The sequence below is a fragment of the Shigella flexneri 2a str. 301 genome (assembly GCF_000006925.2).
Taxonomy (GTDB): domain Bacteria; phylum Pseudomonadota; class Gammaproteobacteria; order Enterobacterales; family Enterobacteriaceae; genus ECMA0423.
In genome coordinates this window covers 953154-969655 of sequence record NC_004337.2, presented here as the reverse complement: position 1 = coordinate 969655, position 16502 = coordinate 953154, and the positions used below count along the sequence as shown (strand labels likewise).

Below are 16502 nucleotides of genomic sequence, written 5' to 3'. Positions count from 1 at the left end.
ACGCGTCCCCTGCAATATTTTGAATTTGCACGATTTTGTAGGCCGGATAAGGCGCTCGTGCCGCATCCGGCATAAACAAAGCGCACTTTGCCAGAAATCCAGGCCCGCATTAAAAGTGGACTTTTTTATGCGCCTTTACCAGACGGGCATTTCGTCTTGCAGGAAGGGATTGTGCAGGCGCTCATAACCAAGTGTAGATAATGGTCCGTGACCCGGAATAAATGTCACGTCATCCCCCAGTGGCAGCAATTTATCTTTGATTGAAGAAATCAGTTGATTATGATCGCCACGCGGGAAGTCACTGCGCCCTACTCCGCCTTTGAAAATAACATCGCCAGAAATCAGCAGCTTTGCCCGATCATCAAAAAACACGACATGACCCGGCGTATGCCCAGGGCAATGTAACACCTGTAAAGTCACATTCCCTATGCTGATGGTATCGCCTTCGTTCAGCCAACGATCTGGCGTCAGCGGCTGGCACTCTTCCAGACCAAACATACGACTTTGCGCAGGCAAGCCTTGCAGCCAGAACTCATCTTCTTTTTCCGGGCCAAAAACCGGCACGCCGTAATGTTGCGCCAGTTCCGCCGCTGCGCCAACGTGGTCCAGATGACCATGCGTCAGCAGGATCTGCATCAGTGTCAGGCCGCTGTCATCAACTTCCTGTTTGATTTTTTCCGCATCGCCGCCAGGATCGACCAGTGCGGCCAGGCGGGTTTGTTCACACCAGATCAATGAACAGTTCTGGGAGAATGCGGTGACCGGAATAATACGATAGTTCATACTGCCCCTGTTTCGTTAAGCGATTACTACCAGTGCCGTGCTGGCCCGGTATCAATATGCACAAAGTTACTACGTGGGTAATATCCTACACCACCTGCGCGCATAGATAACGCGGCTTTGCGAATATTGCTTAACGCGATACCTTCAATATGGAAATCCATCGCCTGGCCTTTAGTGTGATAGCTTTTCTTCGCTACTCCACGGCTGCGGGCGCGTAGTTCATTGTTGGTATCAATGGAACGATAACCGGAAATGAGTTGCACCGGTTTGCGCGTGCCTAACAACCCTTGCAGGCGATACAACTGGTCGAATAATCCTGGGTCGATGGACTTTATTTTGTTCGCGCGGTAATCGCGGAAAAAATGGTTAAGTTTTGCCAATTCTTCCTGAATATAGCCTCTGCCATCGAAAAACTCCGCTTTGATTGACTCTCCGGTATGAAGATTATTGAGTGTCAAAATGCGCGGGCGTGGGGTAGAGAGTGTTGCAAACGCAGGGGTCGGCAGGATGGCGGCACCGAGTGCAACGCCACCAAGCGCCAGCAATTTGCGGCGATTAGCGTCGAATTTGTCCATGATAATCAAGTCTACAGCTCAATGTTATCGTTTATATGCACTTCTGGCGCACAAGAGGCACCTTAACCGCCCGTAAAGCAGACGTCAAGATGACTCAACCCCAGCAGTGACGGGGGCTGCAGAGAATCGCCCCCAATCATGCTAATTATTACGACAATTGATTTCCCCGAACTACTTCATTTACCTGATTAATTGTTCCGCTTTCGATACGATTTGCGAGCTGGATCGCGCAGGCAGATCATAATTGTAAATATCTGTACGATACTGGGTACGATCATCTGCACCAACAAAGGCCGTCAGGTAGTAGAGATTCACCGGAATCGACTGCCGAATATTGACGTAACGTGTATCACCCTGCTTCAGCGCATCAGAAATACGTTTGTCATTCCATCCTGCATCCTGCAACAGCATATTCGCCAGATCGGAAGCTTTATTCACTCGTACACAGCCTGAGCTCAATGCGCGTGTATCACGCTTGAACAGATTGTGGTTCGGCGTGTCATGCAAATAAATGGCCTCTGAACTCGGCATATTGAATTTATAGCGCCCCAGCGAGTTCCGTGGGCCTGGAGCCTGCTGGAAGCGAAACGGTAAATTCGAGGCCGTGATTGTAGACCAGTCAACCTCCCATGGGTCAATCGCTTCTCTGCTGTTCCAGCCGCGCATCACCGTATAGCCATGGCTTTCGAGATATCCCGGATCGTTGCGCACTTTCGGCAGAATATCTTTGCGTGCCAGAGTTGGTGGTACGTTCCACGGCGGGTTTACCACTACGTTGTTAAGTGCACTGCTCATCATCGGCGTTTTGCGATCGGGGCGACCGACAATGACTCGCGAATCCAGCACCTGATTGCCGTTCTGATAGTAGAGCAGCGAATAGGCTGGAATGTTAACCATGATCCCGGTAGAAAGCTCTGTTGGCAGCAAGCGCAATCGCTGGATGTTGAGTGCCAACACGCCAGCACGCTGGGCGGGCGTTACGTTTAACCAGTCACGCGTTGCCGGGCCAATAGCACCATCTGCTCCCAATCCTTGCCATGCCTGAAAACGTTTAACGGCTTCCACCAGTTCATTATCGTAGGCGGCACGAACGGCAGGCGCAGGTTTACTACGAGACGTCGTTTGCTTGTCCATCGGCTTAGTTTCTGCTGTTTCAACAGTAACAGCGGATGGGCTGACTACCGCGTCAGTTGGCGTGTCATCGCCAGGTAGAGTAATTTTCGGCCCCCCGTCCAACATGCCTGTGCGTTGCAATATTTCGCGCAACGCCGGTACGTCGTTACTCCACTGCCCTGGGCGCAACGTTGCTTTGCCGGTCAGTTGGGGCCACGGTTTGGTGTCACTGAGTAAGGCCAGTAACGATTCATGCATCGCCGCATATTGCGGATGCTGCGGTGCCAGTCCTGCAACAAACGTAGGCAATTGACCTTTATCCAGCGCTAGCTGCCATTGGTTAATCACCGAAAGCGGCGGCGTTGAAAGCGCATAAGGTTTACTGCTATATAGCCAGCGAGTGCCTTTGATCGGAATATTTGCAATGAAATGGAGATAGCCCATCATCGCATCAGAGAGCACCACGTCACGTGCCATCCCGTTAACACCAGGATCGGTCAGTAACTCTACCCATTTATTAAACTGCGGCTGGAAACCAGCAATCGCCACCTCTGCCAGCTGTTGCTGGAAGGCTTTAACAGCATCACGGTTTTCCCACATGGGTTGCATATCGCGTGCGGCATACAACAGTTGAAGCTGGTTAAGATAAACCGGCTTGTAACCTGCGGGTAATTGAGATTCGATTTGCGTGCGGGCTTTTTCTGCCGCACCTTCAGGCAATGGCTGGATCCCCGCCATTATTGCCGTGGCTTGCGCCTGCGGCAGTGCCTCGCCCTGTTCACTGACAGCCACCGGGCTGTCGCCAGGGATTACTTCAGGCTCATCGGCCTGCGCATTGAACAGTGGAGCGAATGTTACGGCCAGGCACAAACTGATTGCCGACAGCCGACGACCACACATCATATTAAGCAACATCCCTTGCCCCCTGTTTTTATCATACTCTGAATAGCCAGGCTGTTATTTTACGACTTGCCTGTACAACGCCAATACTCACGAAAGTATGACGAGCAAGCCTGTTACTCATCAGGCTTATCTTCAGTATATAAACGCCGATACGTTTTTACATAACCTAATGTAAAGAAGTTTAAAGAAAAGCGCGCCGTTATGTGTAATGCCAGTCAGTTAAGCAACTGACTGGCTCTTTTTCGGGGCTGTGGGGTATTTCCAGGGCCTCTCCTTTACCACTCTCGGGAAGGCCCTTCCCCTTCTCGTCGGTAATTTCACAAGTTGTCCCATACTTGCAAGATCGCGCATCAGCTCCGGTATACGTCCCGGTGAAGCGCCCTGCAATGTCATCAGCATTCTCATCACCATTCCGCATGATTCTGAGAAACTCAGTTGATTCGGCCAGTAACCTTTCAGATGTTCCGCCATTTTAATCATCTGATATCTCACCAGATTATAAGCCAGTAAGACACCCCACAGCTCTTGCTCCACAAGCTCCGGCTTTTTACTTCTCAGCGTCAGCCTGCTCAGTTGCATCGTCTGTTTTATCTCCCTGTATCCCAGTTCGATTTCCCAGCGATGACTGTACAGATCCGCCATTTCTCCTCCGGGGAAGCGCATGGCGTCCGTCATCGACGTCAGCAGATGGCAGACTTTTCCTTTGCGCGTCACGGTCAGCAGGCGGGCTGTCACTTCATTTCCCAGTCCCGGCCACTTTTTTCGTGCCTGCGGGCTGGTTTTCAGCTTCACCAGATGATCGCCTTTACCCAGTTTTCTGAGCTCTTCATATTGCGCTCCCTTTCTGAGAGGTATCATCCAGTGGCGGTGTTCTCCCGCCAGGCTCCAGCCATTTAACAGTCCCAGTGAGTAATAACCTTTATCCATTAACGTCAGAGTGTTATCGCCGGTTTGTTCTATAAGTTGCTCAGCAAGCTCATTTTCGCTGTTCTTCATCGTGCCGAAGGCTGCAGCCGTCAGCAGATGGCTGGTCAGTTCCATCTGGCAGACCATTTTGACCTGCGGGTAGAGCGCCGGGTTCCCGGCATGTGTCTGGCGGGGGAAGGCTGCATCGTTCTCTGGTGTATCCGGTGTGCGCCAGAACACACCATCGATGGCCAGCAGGGTCAGGCCGCACCAGTGCGGATGCGGCGTGGCGTTATGCCAGAGCTGCGCTGTTTTCGTGAACACGCGGCGGACAGCCTCACTTCCCAGGCGCTGGCGGGCCTGAATAACGGCACTGGGGGCAACGAAGGGGCGATTGCCCGGCAGCATGATGTCCAGGCGATTCACAATCTGGTGAAGAGGTTCTTTACGCTCAAGCGCCATGCCAACAATACACCAGACCATCATTTCGAGGGGAAGACGGCGCTTGCGTAGCGTTACAGTACCTGATTCGGCAAGGCAACGAGAGATGAGTTCGGGGTCGAGGTAATCTCCCAGAGAAGTCAGTGGGTTACGCAGAGAATCGTAACGGGATACCAGATCAAGAGCCTGTCCAATGTGCATAAAAAAATCCGGAAACAAGTGAGCGTTTCCGGATTCTTACACAGCCACTGGATCGGTCAACTGATCCTTAACTGATCGGTATTACGCCGTTATGTGCCATTTTTTTAGTGCAGAAACGGAGTTTTCGGAAAAAGAAAAGGCGGCATTGCTGCCGCCTTAATTTTAACTCGCCTGGGAAGGCGCTTCGTCTCTTCCTAGAAGCGTTTCAGGGAGTTGCGGCGCAAATCCTCGCAGGCCGACGACGTGAACATGTTCGGTATTCTGGAAGACTTTACGTACCAGTTTATAGGTGGTGCCTTTTTCCGGACTGATATTTTCCGGCGCTGCGATGATGAGCTGCATTTGCAAACGTTCACACAATTCAAACAGCGTGGCGATAGAACGAGCATCCAGTCGCGCTGCTTCATCGAGGAACAGCAGGCGGCAAGGAGAGATATCTTTACCGCGCAGGCGGCGAGATTCATCTTCCCAGCTTTGTACCACCATCACCAGAATCGACATACCGGTACCAATCGCCTCACCGGTCGACAATGCACCAGACTCTGCGCGCAACCAACCATCGGAACCACGGTTAACCTCAACTTCCATTTCCAGATAGTTGCGGTAATCCAGCAGTTCTTCGCCAATGGTCTGCGGCGTGCGCTGCCCCATATCAATCTGCGGATTAAGACGCTGATACAATTTCGCCAACGCTTCCGAGAAGGTCAGACGGTTGCTGTTAAACAGATCCTGATGCTGCTCGTGCTGTTCAGAGAGCACATCCAGCAGCATGGCGTGCGTTTCACGCACGTTCACGTTGAGACGCACGCTGTTCACCTGACCAAACGATACGTTCTGCAACCCCTGGTTGAGCATACGGATACGGTTCTGCTCGCGCTGAATGGTTTTGCGAATGATGTTCGCCACGCTGCGGGAACTGATCGCCAGTTTCTGTTCACGGGAGGTTAATTCTTCGGTCAGACGGCTAAGTTCAATCTCCATCTGTTCGATAGCTTCCACCGGATCATCGGTACGAATAATATCCTGACGAATACGTTCACGCAGATGCTGATAAACCGCCACGAAGAACTGAATTTTACGCTCCGGACGTTTCGGATCTTCCGACATGCGCAGCACGTCGCGCAGATGTTCGTTATCCGCCACCGCCAGACGCAGCGCACCTAACGCCTTATCCGACATGGAACGCAAATCATCAGCGGAGAGATAAGCCAGCTCACGACGGTGTAAGCGGCGCTCAACGCCGTTATCTTTCACCATGCGCATCACCGCACACCAGCCCGCTTTGGCGGTCACTACCTGCTCGCGCATCTCAAAGTAATCCCGCTCCAGCTTGCGCAGTTTGCGGGTCAGGTTGTCCATCTCCGCTTCGCAGAAGGTAAGCGCTTTTTCCAGTTGATTGCGGCGTGAACGGTTATTGCTCAGTTGCGCATGCAGCTCGTCACGGCGAATACGCGCCCGCTCTTCTGCCCCGCTATCAGCACGCACGCCGATATCCTGCAATTCACGTTGCAGATCGTTGAGTAGCTCTTTTTTGGTGTCGTAAGAACTTTTCAGCGAAGCCAGCACCTGGTTGTACTGACTCAACTGCGCTGCGTGACCGCGCAACGCTTCGCGAGCGCGGGTACGCTCCGCTTCCGCCTGTTCCAGACGTTCACGCAGTTTTTCGTTGAGATCGCTGTTACCGCTAAGCATTTCTGCCGAGTCAGAATAGCTAAAGTGCGCACGACGCTGCACCACTTCCGTCAGGGCAAACGCTTGCTGACGGGCATCGCGCTGCATCTGCTGAGAGTACGCGTAATCTTCTTTTAACTGTTCGAACTGTTCCGGGTCGCTCTGCAATACCGAAACGATCGGTTCCAGTTTCGCCAGTTGATTGCCAAACTGCTGAACAAAACGCGCGGCTTCCTGGGCTTCATCCAGACGTTCGCGGATTTCATCGACGCGATCCGCCAGGCTGTCATCAGCCAACAGGTTGAGACGCGGCAGAATGCGGTTCAGCGCCGTAACGCCTTCTTTCGCCTGCTCAAACTGAATACGCTGCTGCTGGTTATCATTTTCATGATTACTCAACGCCCGCTCCAGTTCGACTCGACGGCTGTTCAGTTGACGGATTTCTGCTTCCGGGTCAGACTCAAACGCCACCGCCAGATGACTGCCGATAAAGCGGCTGAACGCCTGATGCAGACGCTGGGTTTTCTGTACATCAAAGGAGAGCGTGGCGAAGCGTTCGGAAAGCACTTCACGCTCGGCATGGAGGCTTTCAATACGGCTTTCACGCGCAGCACGACCAAACAGCGGCACTTCCGGGAAACGTGAATAACGCCACTGTCGATCGGCGATTTTCACCACCACCGCTTTTTCCAGCTCATCAACGCTGAACACGCTATCATCGAATGACTGCGGATCCCCTTCGATCAAATAGAGATCTTCCGGGCAATCGGTCAAGCCTTCCAGGTGTTCGGTTACCTGTGACAGATCTGGCACCACGATGGCGTGGCGTGACGGGCCATACAGAGCCGAGAAGTACGGCGCATCTTCCAGGCTAACGTCGTCATAAATTTCTGACAGCAGCACACCACCAAAACGCTCCGCCAGCGCGTTCAGACGCTGATCTTCAGAGCCGCCAGGCTGGCTTAAACGTTCGATCTCTTCATCGACGGCGTTTTTGCGCGCGCCTACTTCATCGCGTTCAACAATCGCCTCGCGCTCACGCTCCAGCAACTGTTGCAGATATTCAGTGACGTCCTGGCTGGAGGAGAACTCTTCGCCGCACTGTTCACTCAACTGGTTGAGACTGTTTTGCGCTGCCAGCCAAACCGGTGCACGCTGCATCAAACTCTGAATGCGAGACTGCAGCTGTTCCTGTTCCTGCCGCAGTGCCATCCGCTCTTCACGGGCGTTAGATACGCTATCGGAAAGAGAGGCAATGCGTGCTTCCAGCTCCTGATGCAGAGCTTCCAGTTCATCAATATCAAAATTCTTGCCCTGACGTTTGCAGAAATCTGCCAGCAGACGCTCAGCTTCTTGCTGCTCACGCAGACGCTGTTCCAGTTCGCTTAAGCGCATCCGCAACGGCTGAACCTGCTCTGCCAGGTGACGCTGATCAACCCCTTCGCGCAATAGTTCGCGAGCGACATCCCACGCCTCGTTACGCGCCAGCGGGCCGTTGATTGCCACCACCAGCTGATAAGCCTGCTCAAACTGGCTGTGCGCGGTTTGCGCCATGCTCATTTTCTGCTCAAGAGAGAGCATTTTTTCAGTCGCTTCCAGCTCTTTCGCCTGGAAGGTTTCCAGCCATTCGGCGGCGCTGTCGGCGGTTAAGTCCGGCAGATGGCACAGTTCTTTGGCACGATTAAGCGCAGCAATCGCCTGGTTATACTGGATCGCGCGCGTTTGCTGGACGTCCAGCGCCTGCTGGTAGTCAGCAAGCTGGCTTTTCAGCTCGTCCACTTCCAGTTCGGCAGCTTCCGCGCGAGCCTCATTCTCTTCCTGGCGTTCGATGGCTTCTGCCACCACTTCATTTTGCTCTTCCAGACGGATCTGCAGCTCATCGAGATCCACTTCGTAGCGTTCGATCTTCTCCTGCTGACGCAATGCGGTTTGCACCAGGTTCAGGTGATCGCTGGCCGCCTGATAATCCGCTTCCAGATCACCTTCGGCACCGTTGTGCTCTGCCAGCTCACGCGCCATATCGACGTGTTTGTACTGCTCAGCCGCCAGTTGCTGACGCGAAGTATGTAGCTCGCGACGAAACTCCAGGGCTTTGTCGAGATGGACACGGCGCTCGTTGGCGTGACGCATGTAGTCCGCCGCCACGTAGTTGGTAGCTTCGCTGATCAGATGCTTAAACAGGTCACGGTCCGACTGGGTGACACGAATCGCTTCCAGCGTCATGCGGTTTTCACGCAGCGCCGCTTCCATGTCCTGGAACGCTTTACGCACGCCGCTGTTTTCCGGCAACAGGTAGTCGCGCAGAGAACGGGTAATGGCACTGGAGATCCCGCCATACAGCGAAGCTTCGATCAGACGATAGAATTTGCTACGGTCAGATGCGGAGCGCAGACGACGCGCGATGATGCCCAGATCGAACATCAGCGAGTGGTAATCGGTAATGGAGTTGAACTGTTTAAACTGCACGCCTTCCATCGCCTCGAGCTTGTCTTTCAGCTCGTTAAGCGGCAGCACGCGCGCCTGGCGTTCGTTCAGGGTTTCGGTCACCAGCTGTGTCGGCTGCACCGACATCGGCAGTCCCTGAATGGCAAATGGTTTGATATCCACTTTACGATCGCGTCCGGCAACCTGTTGCAGACGCACACCGACCACCACGCGCTGGTGGCGCGAGTTAATGGTGTCGAGCATCGAATAACAGACACCCGCTTTCAGCTTACCGTGCAGACCTTTATCGCGCGAACCGCTGGTGGCCCCGGCTTCCGTAGTGTTACGGAAATGCAGCAGGGTCAGGTCGGGGATCAGCGCCGTAACGAACGCCGCCATCGTGGTGGATTTACCCGCCCCGTTACCGCCGGAAAGCGTCGTGACCAGCTCGTCAAGGTCAAAAGTTCGGGCAAAAAAGCCGTTCCAGTTAATCAGCGTCAGTGAGCGAAATTTACCGCGTTCAATCATTATTCTTCCTCTCCGCTATCTGGCTGACTCTCTTCGGTTTCATCGTTGAGTTGCAGATGATTTTCAATCGGCATTGCTTCGCCATCACGAATCAGGCGACGCTGTGCTTCACGGGGATCGTCGCCAGCACGCACATCGGCTCCGAAGCGGAACACCGATTCGGTAATGCGGAACTTGCTGCTGTCGTGGCCCATAAACCACACCATGCCTAAACGACGCAGACGGTTGAGCGAAGAACGTACTTTCTCCTGCAACTTCTGGCGGTCAACGTCTGAACCGGTTGAACGGTTGTTCACCAGTTTCAGCAGTTTCGCTTCATCGGCCAGGGTGAGCAGTTCGTCGTACAGTTCCTGCTGGGTGAAAATCCCCTCATTCGCCAGCCGTTCCGGGCTGAGATAGAGATAACAGAGGATTTTCCCGACCATCATATCCAGTTCCGACAAGACGGAACGCGGGATAAGAGTGGTGGAACGTGGGCGTAAATAGAAGAACCCTTCCGGTGCGCGAATAAGCTCAACGTTATAACGCGCGTAAAACTCTTCCAGATATTCCTGAAAATCCATCAGGAATGCATGATTATCCAGTTCGTCGAGGCCAATATGGCGGCCTGAACGTAAGGCGCTGTCCAGCGCCGGAAATAACGGATTCGCCAGCGCCTGCGCCAGCTTAACCGGCATCACTTGTTCAATATTTGTCGATGACATGCGCCTGTACCTTGGCTCCGTAATCATTAATCGGCTGCCATTTCGCTGGCAGTCCGGTGAAATCTGCTTGCGCTACGCCAAGACGTACCGCCTGATCAATAACAATACGCGCAACGTCAAAGTGACGTGCACGCGGATACTGTGACAGATATTCGCGTACCACCAGACCAAGATCCAGCGGCACTTGTCTAGTTTTGTACACGGCAAGTTGTTCTTCGATGATCGCCGCCAGCTGTTCGCGGATCTCGTTAAACTCTTCGTATTCCAGATCCTCAGGAAGTTCCCCAGTCACTTCTTCATCGCGCAGTGCCATCTCTTCGTCACGCATATCCAGCAGACGATCGGCATTGGCATAAGTTAGCGCCCACGGCTCATCAAAATAGGTTTGTACCGACTGACGTAACCGCTGAGCAAAGACGCGGTTTTTATCCATATCGATCGCGGTACGAATAAATTTGTGTACGTGGCGGTCGTAGCCAATCCACAAGTCGATGGATTGCTGGCCCCAACTGATAATACGATCGAGTTTGCTCTGCAGATCGAACACCAGACGATCGACGAAATGCAGATCGTCATGGGTCATCGTCGCATCCTGAATGCGCAACAGATTAGCCTGCAATTTGTCGCCTGCCGCTTCCAGCGTATCCTGCAATTCACGCAGCGTTCCGGAAGTTTCCGAAAGCAACAATTCACAGCTGGAAATCGCCGCCCGCCAGTCTTTGTTCAGCAACTGGGCGATATCGTCCTTCACCTGCTGCTGCTGTTCGTCCATCAGACGTTGCGTCAGGTCGATACTGTCGAAAATTTCTGCTACCGAATATTTCAGTGGCGCATAGACATTACGGTGCCAGTGAAATTCATCACCGCCCTCTTCGGCGGCATCTGCTGCGCGTTTGAGCTCACCCGCCACAATCGACAACTGCATAGAAAGACGCAGCGTAGAAAACTCGCGCTGACGGATGTAGTAGTCAGTAATGCCGATGCCGAGCGGCGTCAGACGGTAAATTGCGTTCCCTTCCGCCTGCTCGCTGGTAAAGCGGTTCAGCAGACGTTGACGCACCATGTCGTTGATCGCGTTATTGGCGCGCACGCCGATGGTTTCGCTGGTTTGCTCAAACGCATCACTCACATGGCGGAATGCATCCACCAGCTCGCCTTCACTCATCTCACCATCCAGACGCTCGCCGTTCAGCGTGGCAACCGCCAGCAGAAAAGAGAGTCGGTCTACCGGCAGCGAGATGGAGAAGTCATTTTTTCTGGCCCAGGCAACCAGTTCGGGGACTGTCTGGGAAAATTCACTCATACTTTATCCTTGCTCTGCGGTTTGCGCGCGGTGACATGAATATAACGCCCTAGGGTAATATACGGTTCCTGACGGCAATAACGCGTTTCTAATTCAAGTAATGCTTCATAGCAGTCGCGCTGCTGGTACTTCTCGCGCAGATAATCATGAAACACGCGAACGCCTGTCTTACCCATAATTTGCCAACCAGCTTCTTCCAGCCACAGATAAACCTGCGCCGGGTCGCGTGGATAATCTGGCGAAAGCGTCCGTTTTTTCTTTTTCGGCATTCCCGCCTGCACGTAATCAAAATTCCCGGCGACCATGTTATGCATCAACAAACCATGCGCATTGTAGAACATTAACGACAACACTCCGCCTGGACGCAACACTGACCACAGGGTCTGCAATACACTGCGGGGATCGGCCACCCACTCGAGCACCGCATGGAACAATATCAGATCAACGGGCGTTTCCAAATGCGAAGCAACATCCTGAGCGGCGCAATGTATAAATTGCATGTTGTCGCTCACACCTTTTGCTTCTGCCGCCTGTTTTGCGCGGTCGATCATCTGCGCAGAAAGATCGCATAAAATAACCTGATGCCCGCGCTCGGCCATTTTGATTGCGGTCTGCCCTTCTCCGCCGCCAGCATCCAGCACACGCAGTTTTTGCGGGCCCATTTCCGCCAGCACGCGATCGAGATCCTGCCACAGAATAGCCTGTCGAAGCTGCCCTTTGGTGGTGCCGTAAATGTTACGGGAAAACTTTTCCGCAATATCATCAAAATTGCGATCCTGCATTGCTTTCTCCACCGGTTGGCTAAGACGTTTTCTGATAAAGACGCTATTTTGTCACAGCCACGGCGAGAATGAACCCGTCTGGTGTAATATCGCTAGCGATCCCTTGCTATATGGTTAAAAAAGGAACCAGAAAGGATGCTTTTTACACTGAAAAAAGTGATTGGCAATATGTTGCTGCCACTTCCGCTGATGTTGTTAATTATTGGCGCTGGCCTGGCGCTGCTGTGGTTTAGCCGTTTTCAAAAAACCGGGAAGATTTTTATTAGCATTGGGTGGCTGGCACTCTTGTTATTGAGTTTGCAACCGGTAGCCGACCGCCTGCTGCGTCCCATCGAAAGCACCTATCCGACATGGAATAATTCGCAAAAAGTGGACTATATCGTGGTGCTCGGAGGTGGTTATACCTGGAACCCGCAGTGGGCACCGAGCTCTAATTTAATCAATAACAGTCTGCCACGCCTGAATGAGGGTATCCGTTTATGGCGCGAAAATCCGGGTTCAAAACTGATCTTCACGGGAGGCGTAGCAAAAACCAATACGGTGAGTACAGCGGAAGTAGGTGCCAGAGTTGCGCAATCGCTGGGCGTACCGCGCGAGCAAATTATCACCCTGGATTTGCCAAAAGATACCGAAGAAGAAGCTGCGGCAGTGAAACAGGCGATTGGTGACGCCCCTTTCCTGCTGGTGACCTCCGCATCACATCTGCCGCGGGCGATGATCTTTTTTCAGCAGGAAGGGTTAAATCCGCTACCAGCCCCGGCGAATCAGTTGGCCATCGACTCGCCGCTTAATCCGTGGGAACGGGCAATCCCTTCTCCGGTCTGGCTGATGCATAGCGATCGTGTTGGCTATGAAACGCTTGGCCGCATCTGGCAGTGGCTGAAAGGTCCGTCAGGCGAGCCACGGCAAGAGTGATTTTGATGCCAGATCGAAGTTGCGCCGACTAAATCGTCCGGTATTAACCAGTTGCGCAACTTCATCCCATAACACATACAACCAACGCCGCCAGATGAACGACTCCGCCACTGGCGCGCGTTGCAGGTAACTCCAGAGCAAATCTTCCGCCAGAGAATTATCCATTAGTCGGAACAGTTCGTATTCTCGCGGTGCCCAAAGCATTAGTCCCGGCCCGACCATCGCCAGTAACTGATCGCTGCGCGAATCTTTCAGCATGCTGCGTAAACAGAAGTTACCGTGAATCAACACACAATTGTCGTTAAAGCCTTCAAATAATGCCGGGAGACATTCGCGAGTGCGAAACAGGATCCGCTTATCCTGCATCGTCAGACCGGTGTTATTGAACTGATTGAGCGTGGTCCATAGCACTTCAACATGTTGCCGGTACCATGAGGGCCAGAAATTTTCCTGAGTATTGTCGACCGCGCCGACGCAACCGCGACTGTCCTGACGGTGCCAGGCCAGTAAGGCTTCAACGATTTGGTCTTTGAGCTGTTCCCAGCGTTCTGGTGTTCGGGCTGGTGCCTCCACCGAAACACCACGCATCCGCTCCAGTAGCAGGACATCAGGGCCGGGGTGTTCTTCATGCGTCATCACACCATAAATAGTCGGCATACGGACAGTCCCACTTCTTGCCAGCATGGTGGTTTTCCATGCCAGTTGTCGGGCTTTTCCGGGCGTACTAAAGCTTCTTGCCATTAACGGCATTGGGTTTCCCTGGCTGTCATACAAAGCCCACAACGCCGTATCCGCTTTTTCATTGACGCACTCAATACGACTGAGTTTTTCGCCCAGTAAATGGCTTAATTCGGCACGCAGCTGTTCCATTCAGATTACCCTCATAAAAGCTACTGCTTTCATAATGAGCGCCAATATAAAAGATGTCACCTGAATGAGATCAATTGTTGAAAAGAAAAATTGAGGAAAATCGTAACGGTACGACACTCCTCCCAAAATTGGCTGAAGTGTCGTGAAGTGAAATTAGCGCATTTCAGCGCGAACGCGCTCAAGATCTTCAGGGGTATCCACACCTGTGCCAGGAACTTCCTGAGCAACAGCAACATGGATTTTTTCGCCGTACCACAGAACACGAAGCTGCTCTAACATTTCGATGTGTTCTAACGGACTTGCCTGCCAGTTGACGTAACGACGGATAAAGCCTGCACGGTAGCCATAAATACCAAGATGACGCAGGAAGTTATCGCCAACGGTTTCAAGGCCTTCTGCAAAACGATCACGATCCCAAGGAATGGTGGCACGTGAGAAGTACAGTGCATACCCTTCAGCGTCGAGAACCACTTTCACCGCATTCGGGTTAAACGCTTCTTCCGCATTGTGGATTGGCACCGCCAGAGTCGCCATACCCACCTGACGCTGAGCGAGGTTATCAGCAACCTGACGAATGATTGTCGCAGGGATCATCGGTTCATCACCCTGCACATTAACGATCACCGTGTCGTCGCTGAATGCGCATTTTTCGACAACTTCCGCCAGACGTTCTGTTCCTGACTGATGATCGGCGCGCGTCATACATACTTCACCGCCAGCGGCTTCAACGGCGCGGGCAACATCATCATGATCGGTTGCCACGATGATGCGCTCGGCACCTGATTCACGCGCGCGTTCAAGAACATGAACAATCATGGGTTTGCCGTTAATATCAACCAATGGTTTACCGGGCAGACGCGTGGACGCGTAGCGCGCGGGAATAATGACCACAAAACTCATGATTTACTCTCATCAGCAGTCAGCACGCGGGCTTCCGTTTCCAGCAACACTGGAATGCCATCGCGGAGCGGGAAAGCCAGGTTATCCAGTTTGCAAATAAGCTCTTGTTTTTCCTGGTTATACCAAAGTTTTCCGTTGCAAACCGGGCAGGCAATGATTTCAAGCAAACGATGATCCATAGTTCCTCCAGATGGATCGGGTTATGAATGCATAAATCTTATCATAATCATTTATGCGACGGGGTCTATTTCCCAGCCAGTGCGGCAATCAGTAAAGAGACCTTGCGGGCAGCGTCCTAATGTCACCCGCGTTGCCTGCTGCCAGCTCGCGAAATCAGTAATCGCCTGACGTAACCCTTTTTGCAGCATTGTCGTTGGTTTAATGCCTTCCTGTAACCACAGAGAGATAACTTCAAGGATGCCTGTCTGGCGATGCATTTTGGCATCCATTCGCCCAACTAATTGCCCACGATGTAATAATGGCAGAACAAAATAGCCATACTGGCGTTTCGGCGCTGGGGTATAGCACTCCAGCCGGTAGCTAAAATCAAAAAGCTGCTCTGCGCGTTTGCGATCCCAGACAACAGGATCAAAAGGCGAAAGTACCGCGCTGTGCGTTGCAGTGAGCTTTCCGGCCAGCGCACGCTCGAGTAGCGGCAGCAAATCAGCATGCAGCCAAAGATTGCCCAATTTTTCAACATGCACAGCAATGATTTGCTGCTGTTCAGCCCTCGCTTCGCGCCACGCCGCCAGTGCCGGACGTTTCAGCCGATAGTAATCTGCCAGCCACTGTTCGCGGAATATTCCCAGGCTACGCGCACTGTTATCCAGCATGATGATTTCTGCTTCTGTTTGCGAAACGAGATCGCGCTCATCATCCCAGTCAGGCATGACACGGTGGGTTAAATCATAAACGCGCTGGAAGTTGCGCCGTTCAATCACCATCACCTTTCCGGCAGTAAATAAACCTTCCAGATGCCGTTTATGCGGCTTCCATTCCCACCAGCCGCTTGCACCTTTACGAGGATGCTCAAAATCGGCTGAACGTACCGGCCCTTTATCATGAATATGCTGAATTAACTGTGCAATTTCCGCCTCATGTTCCTGCATCCAGGCGTCTTTGTATTTCCAGCCCATTTTTTCAGGTGCCAGCATGCGGTGGCGAATAAGACGAAAGTCGCTACGCGGCATAAAGCAGGCTTCATGCGCCCAGTATTCCATTAATTCGCCACGCGCCAGAGACTCATCCAGCCACTGGGCAGGATAATTTCCCAGACGACTGAAAAGCACCAGATATGGACTACGGGCAACAATATTGATGGTATCGATTTGCAGCAAGGACATGCGGGAGATCGTTGCCGGAATATCCTCCAACGACGCTCGACGGCGGGGTTTGTTTAACAGGCCTTGTGCGGCAAGGTGAAGATTACGCGCATCAGCAAGGGAGAGGTGCGGCAGCGACATTCATGACTCCATCAATCGAA

The 16502-nt window shown here is 52.7% G+C and carries 13 protein-coding genes and 1 other annotated feature; of the genes, 1 reads left to right on the top strand and 12 read right to left on the bottom strand.

Annotated elements, in window-relative coordinates; genetic code table 11:
- Window positions 1–135: 135 nt before the first annotated feature.
- From ycbL to smtA, 8 genes are all read right to left on the bottom strand, one after another.
- A complete protein-coding gene (gene ycbL / locus SF0924) occupies window positions 136–783 on the bottom strand; it encodes a hypothetical protein (RefSeq protein NP_706846.1) in 648 nt (215 codons plus the stop codon).
- A gap of 26 nt (window positions 784–809) precedes the next feature.
- On the bottom strand, window positions 810–1358 hold the full coding sequence (gene ycbK, locus SF0923; protein NP_706845.2) for a hypothetical protein: 549 nt from the start codon (window positions 1356–1358) through the stop codon (window positions 810–812).
- 180 nt (window positions 1359–1538) lie between these two features.
- Window positions 1539–3386 (bottom strand): murein L,D-transpeptidase, encoded by a 1848-nt coding sequence (gene ycbB / locus SF0922; protein ID NP_706844.1) that lies wholly within the window; start codon window positions 3384–3386, stop codon window positions 1539–1541.
- 193 nt (window positions 3387–3579) lie between these two features.
- Window positions 3580–5007 (bottom strand) — a mobile genetic element.
- The gene (locus SF0921) at window positions 3594–4940 is read right to left on the bottom strand and encodes an insertion sequence IS4 transposase InsG (RefSeq protein ID NP_706843.1); all 1347 of its coding nucleotides are present in this window, start codon (window positions 4938–4940) and stop codon (window positions 3594–3596) included. It overlaps the preceding feature by 1347 nt.
- Before the next feature lie 77 nt (window positions 5008–5084).
- Window positions 5085–9545: a cell division protein MukB gene (gene mukB / locus SF0920; RefSeq protein NP_706842.1), complete on the bottom strand. Its 4461-nt coding sequence runs from the start codon at window positions 9543–9545 to the stop codon at window positions 5085–5087.
- Window positions 9545–10222, bottom strand: coding sequence for a condesin subunit E (gene mukE / locus SF0919; RefSeq protein NP_706841.2), 678 nt, complete (start codon window positions 10220–10222; stop codon window positions 9545–9547). Before mukE ends, mukB begins: the two co-directional genes overlap by 1 nt.
- Window positions 10223–10229: 7 nt before the next feature.
- Window positions 10230–11552 (bottom strand): condesin subunit F, encoded by a 1323-nt coding sequence (gene mukF, locus SF0918; protein ID NP_706840.1) that lies wholly within the window; start codon window positions 11550–11552, stop codon window positions 10230–10232.
- The gene (gene smtA / locus SF0917; protein NP_706839.2) at window positions 11549–12334 is read right to left on the bottom strand and encodes an S-adenosyl-L-methionine-dependent methyltransferase; all 786 of its coding nucleotides are present in this window, start codon (window positions 12332–12334) and stop codon (window positions 11549–11551) included. The genes mukF and smtA overlap by 4 nt, the downstream gene beginning before the upstream one ends.
- 135 nt (window positions 12335–12469) lie before the next feature.
- Here smtA and ycbC point away from each other — a divergent pair, with 135 nt between their 5' ends.
- Complete coding sequence (gene ycbC, locus SF0916; protein NP_706838.2) at window positions 12470–13249, top strand: hypothetical protein; 780 nt, start codon at window positions 12470–12472, stop codon at window positions 13247–13249.
- Here the strand turns inward: ycbC and SF0915 are convergent.
- From SF0915 to ycaQ, 4 genes are all read right to left on the bottom strand, one after another.
- Entirely contained in the window at window positions 13226–14119 is an 894-nt protein-coding gene (locus tag SF0915; RefSeq protein ID NP_706837.1) for a hypothetical protein, read from the bottom strand. The two genes, ycbC and SF0915, sit on opposite strands and share 24 nt — an antisense overlap.
- 153 nt (window positions 14120–14272) lie before the next feature.
- Complete coding sequence (gene kdsB, locus SF0914) at window positions 14273–15019, bottom strand: 3-deoxy-manno-octulosonate cytidylyltransferase (protein ID NP_706836.1); 747 nt, start codon at window positions 15017–15019, stop codon at window positions 14273–14275.
- The gene (gene ycaR / locus SF0913) at window positions 15016–15198 is read right to left on the bottom strand and encodes a hypothetical protein (protein NP_706835.1); all 183 of its coding nucleotides are present in this window, start codon (window positions 15196–15198) and stop codon (window positions 15016–15018) included. Before ycaR ends, kdsB begins: the two co-directional genes overlap by 4 nt.
- A 51-nt stretch (window positions 15199–15249) precedes the next feature.
- Window positions 15250–16482 (bottom strand): hypothetical protein, encoded by a 1233-nt coding sequence (gene ycaQ, locus SF0912; RefSeq protein NP_706834.1) that lies wholly within the window; start codon window positions 16480–16482, stop codon window positions 15250–15252.
- Between the last annotated feature and the right edge of the window lie 20 nt (window positions 16483–16502).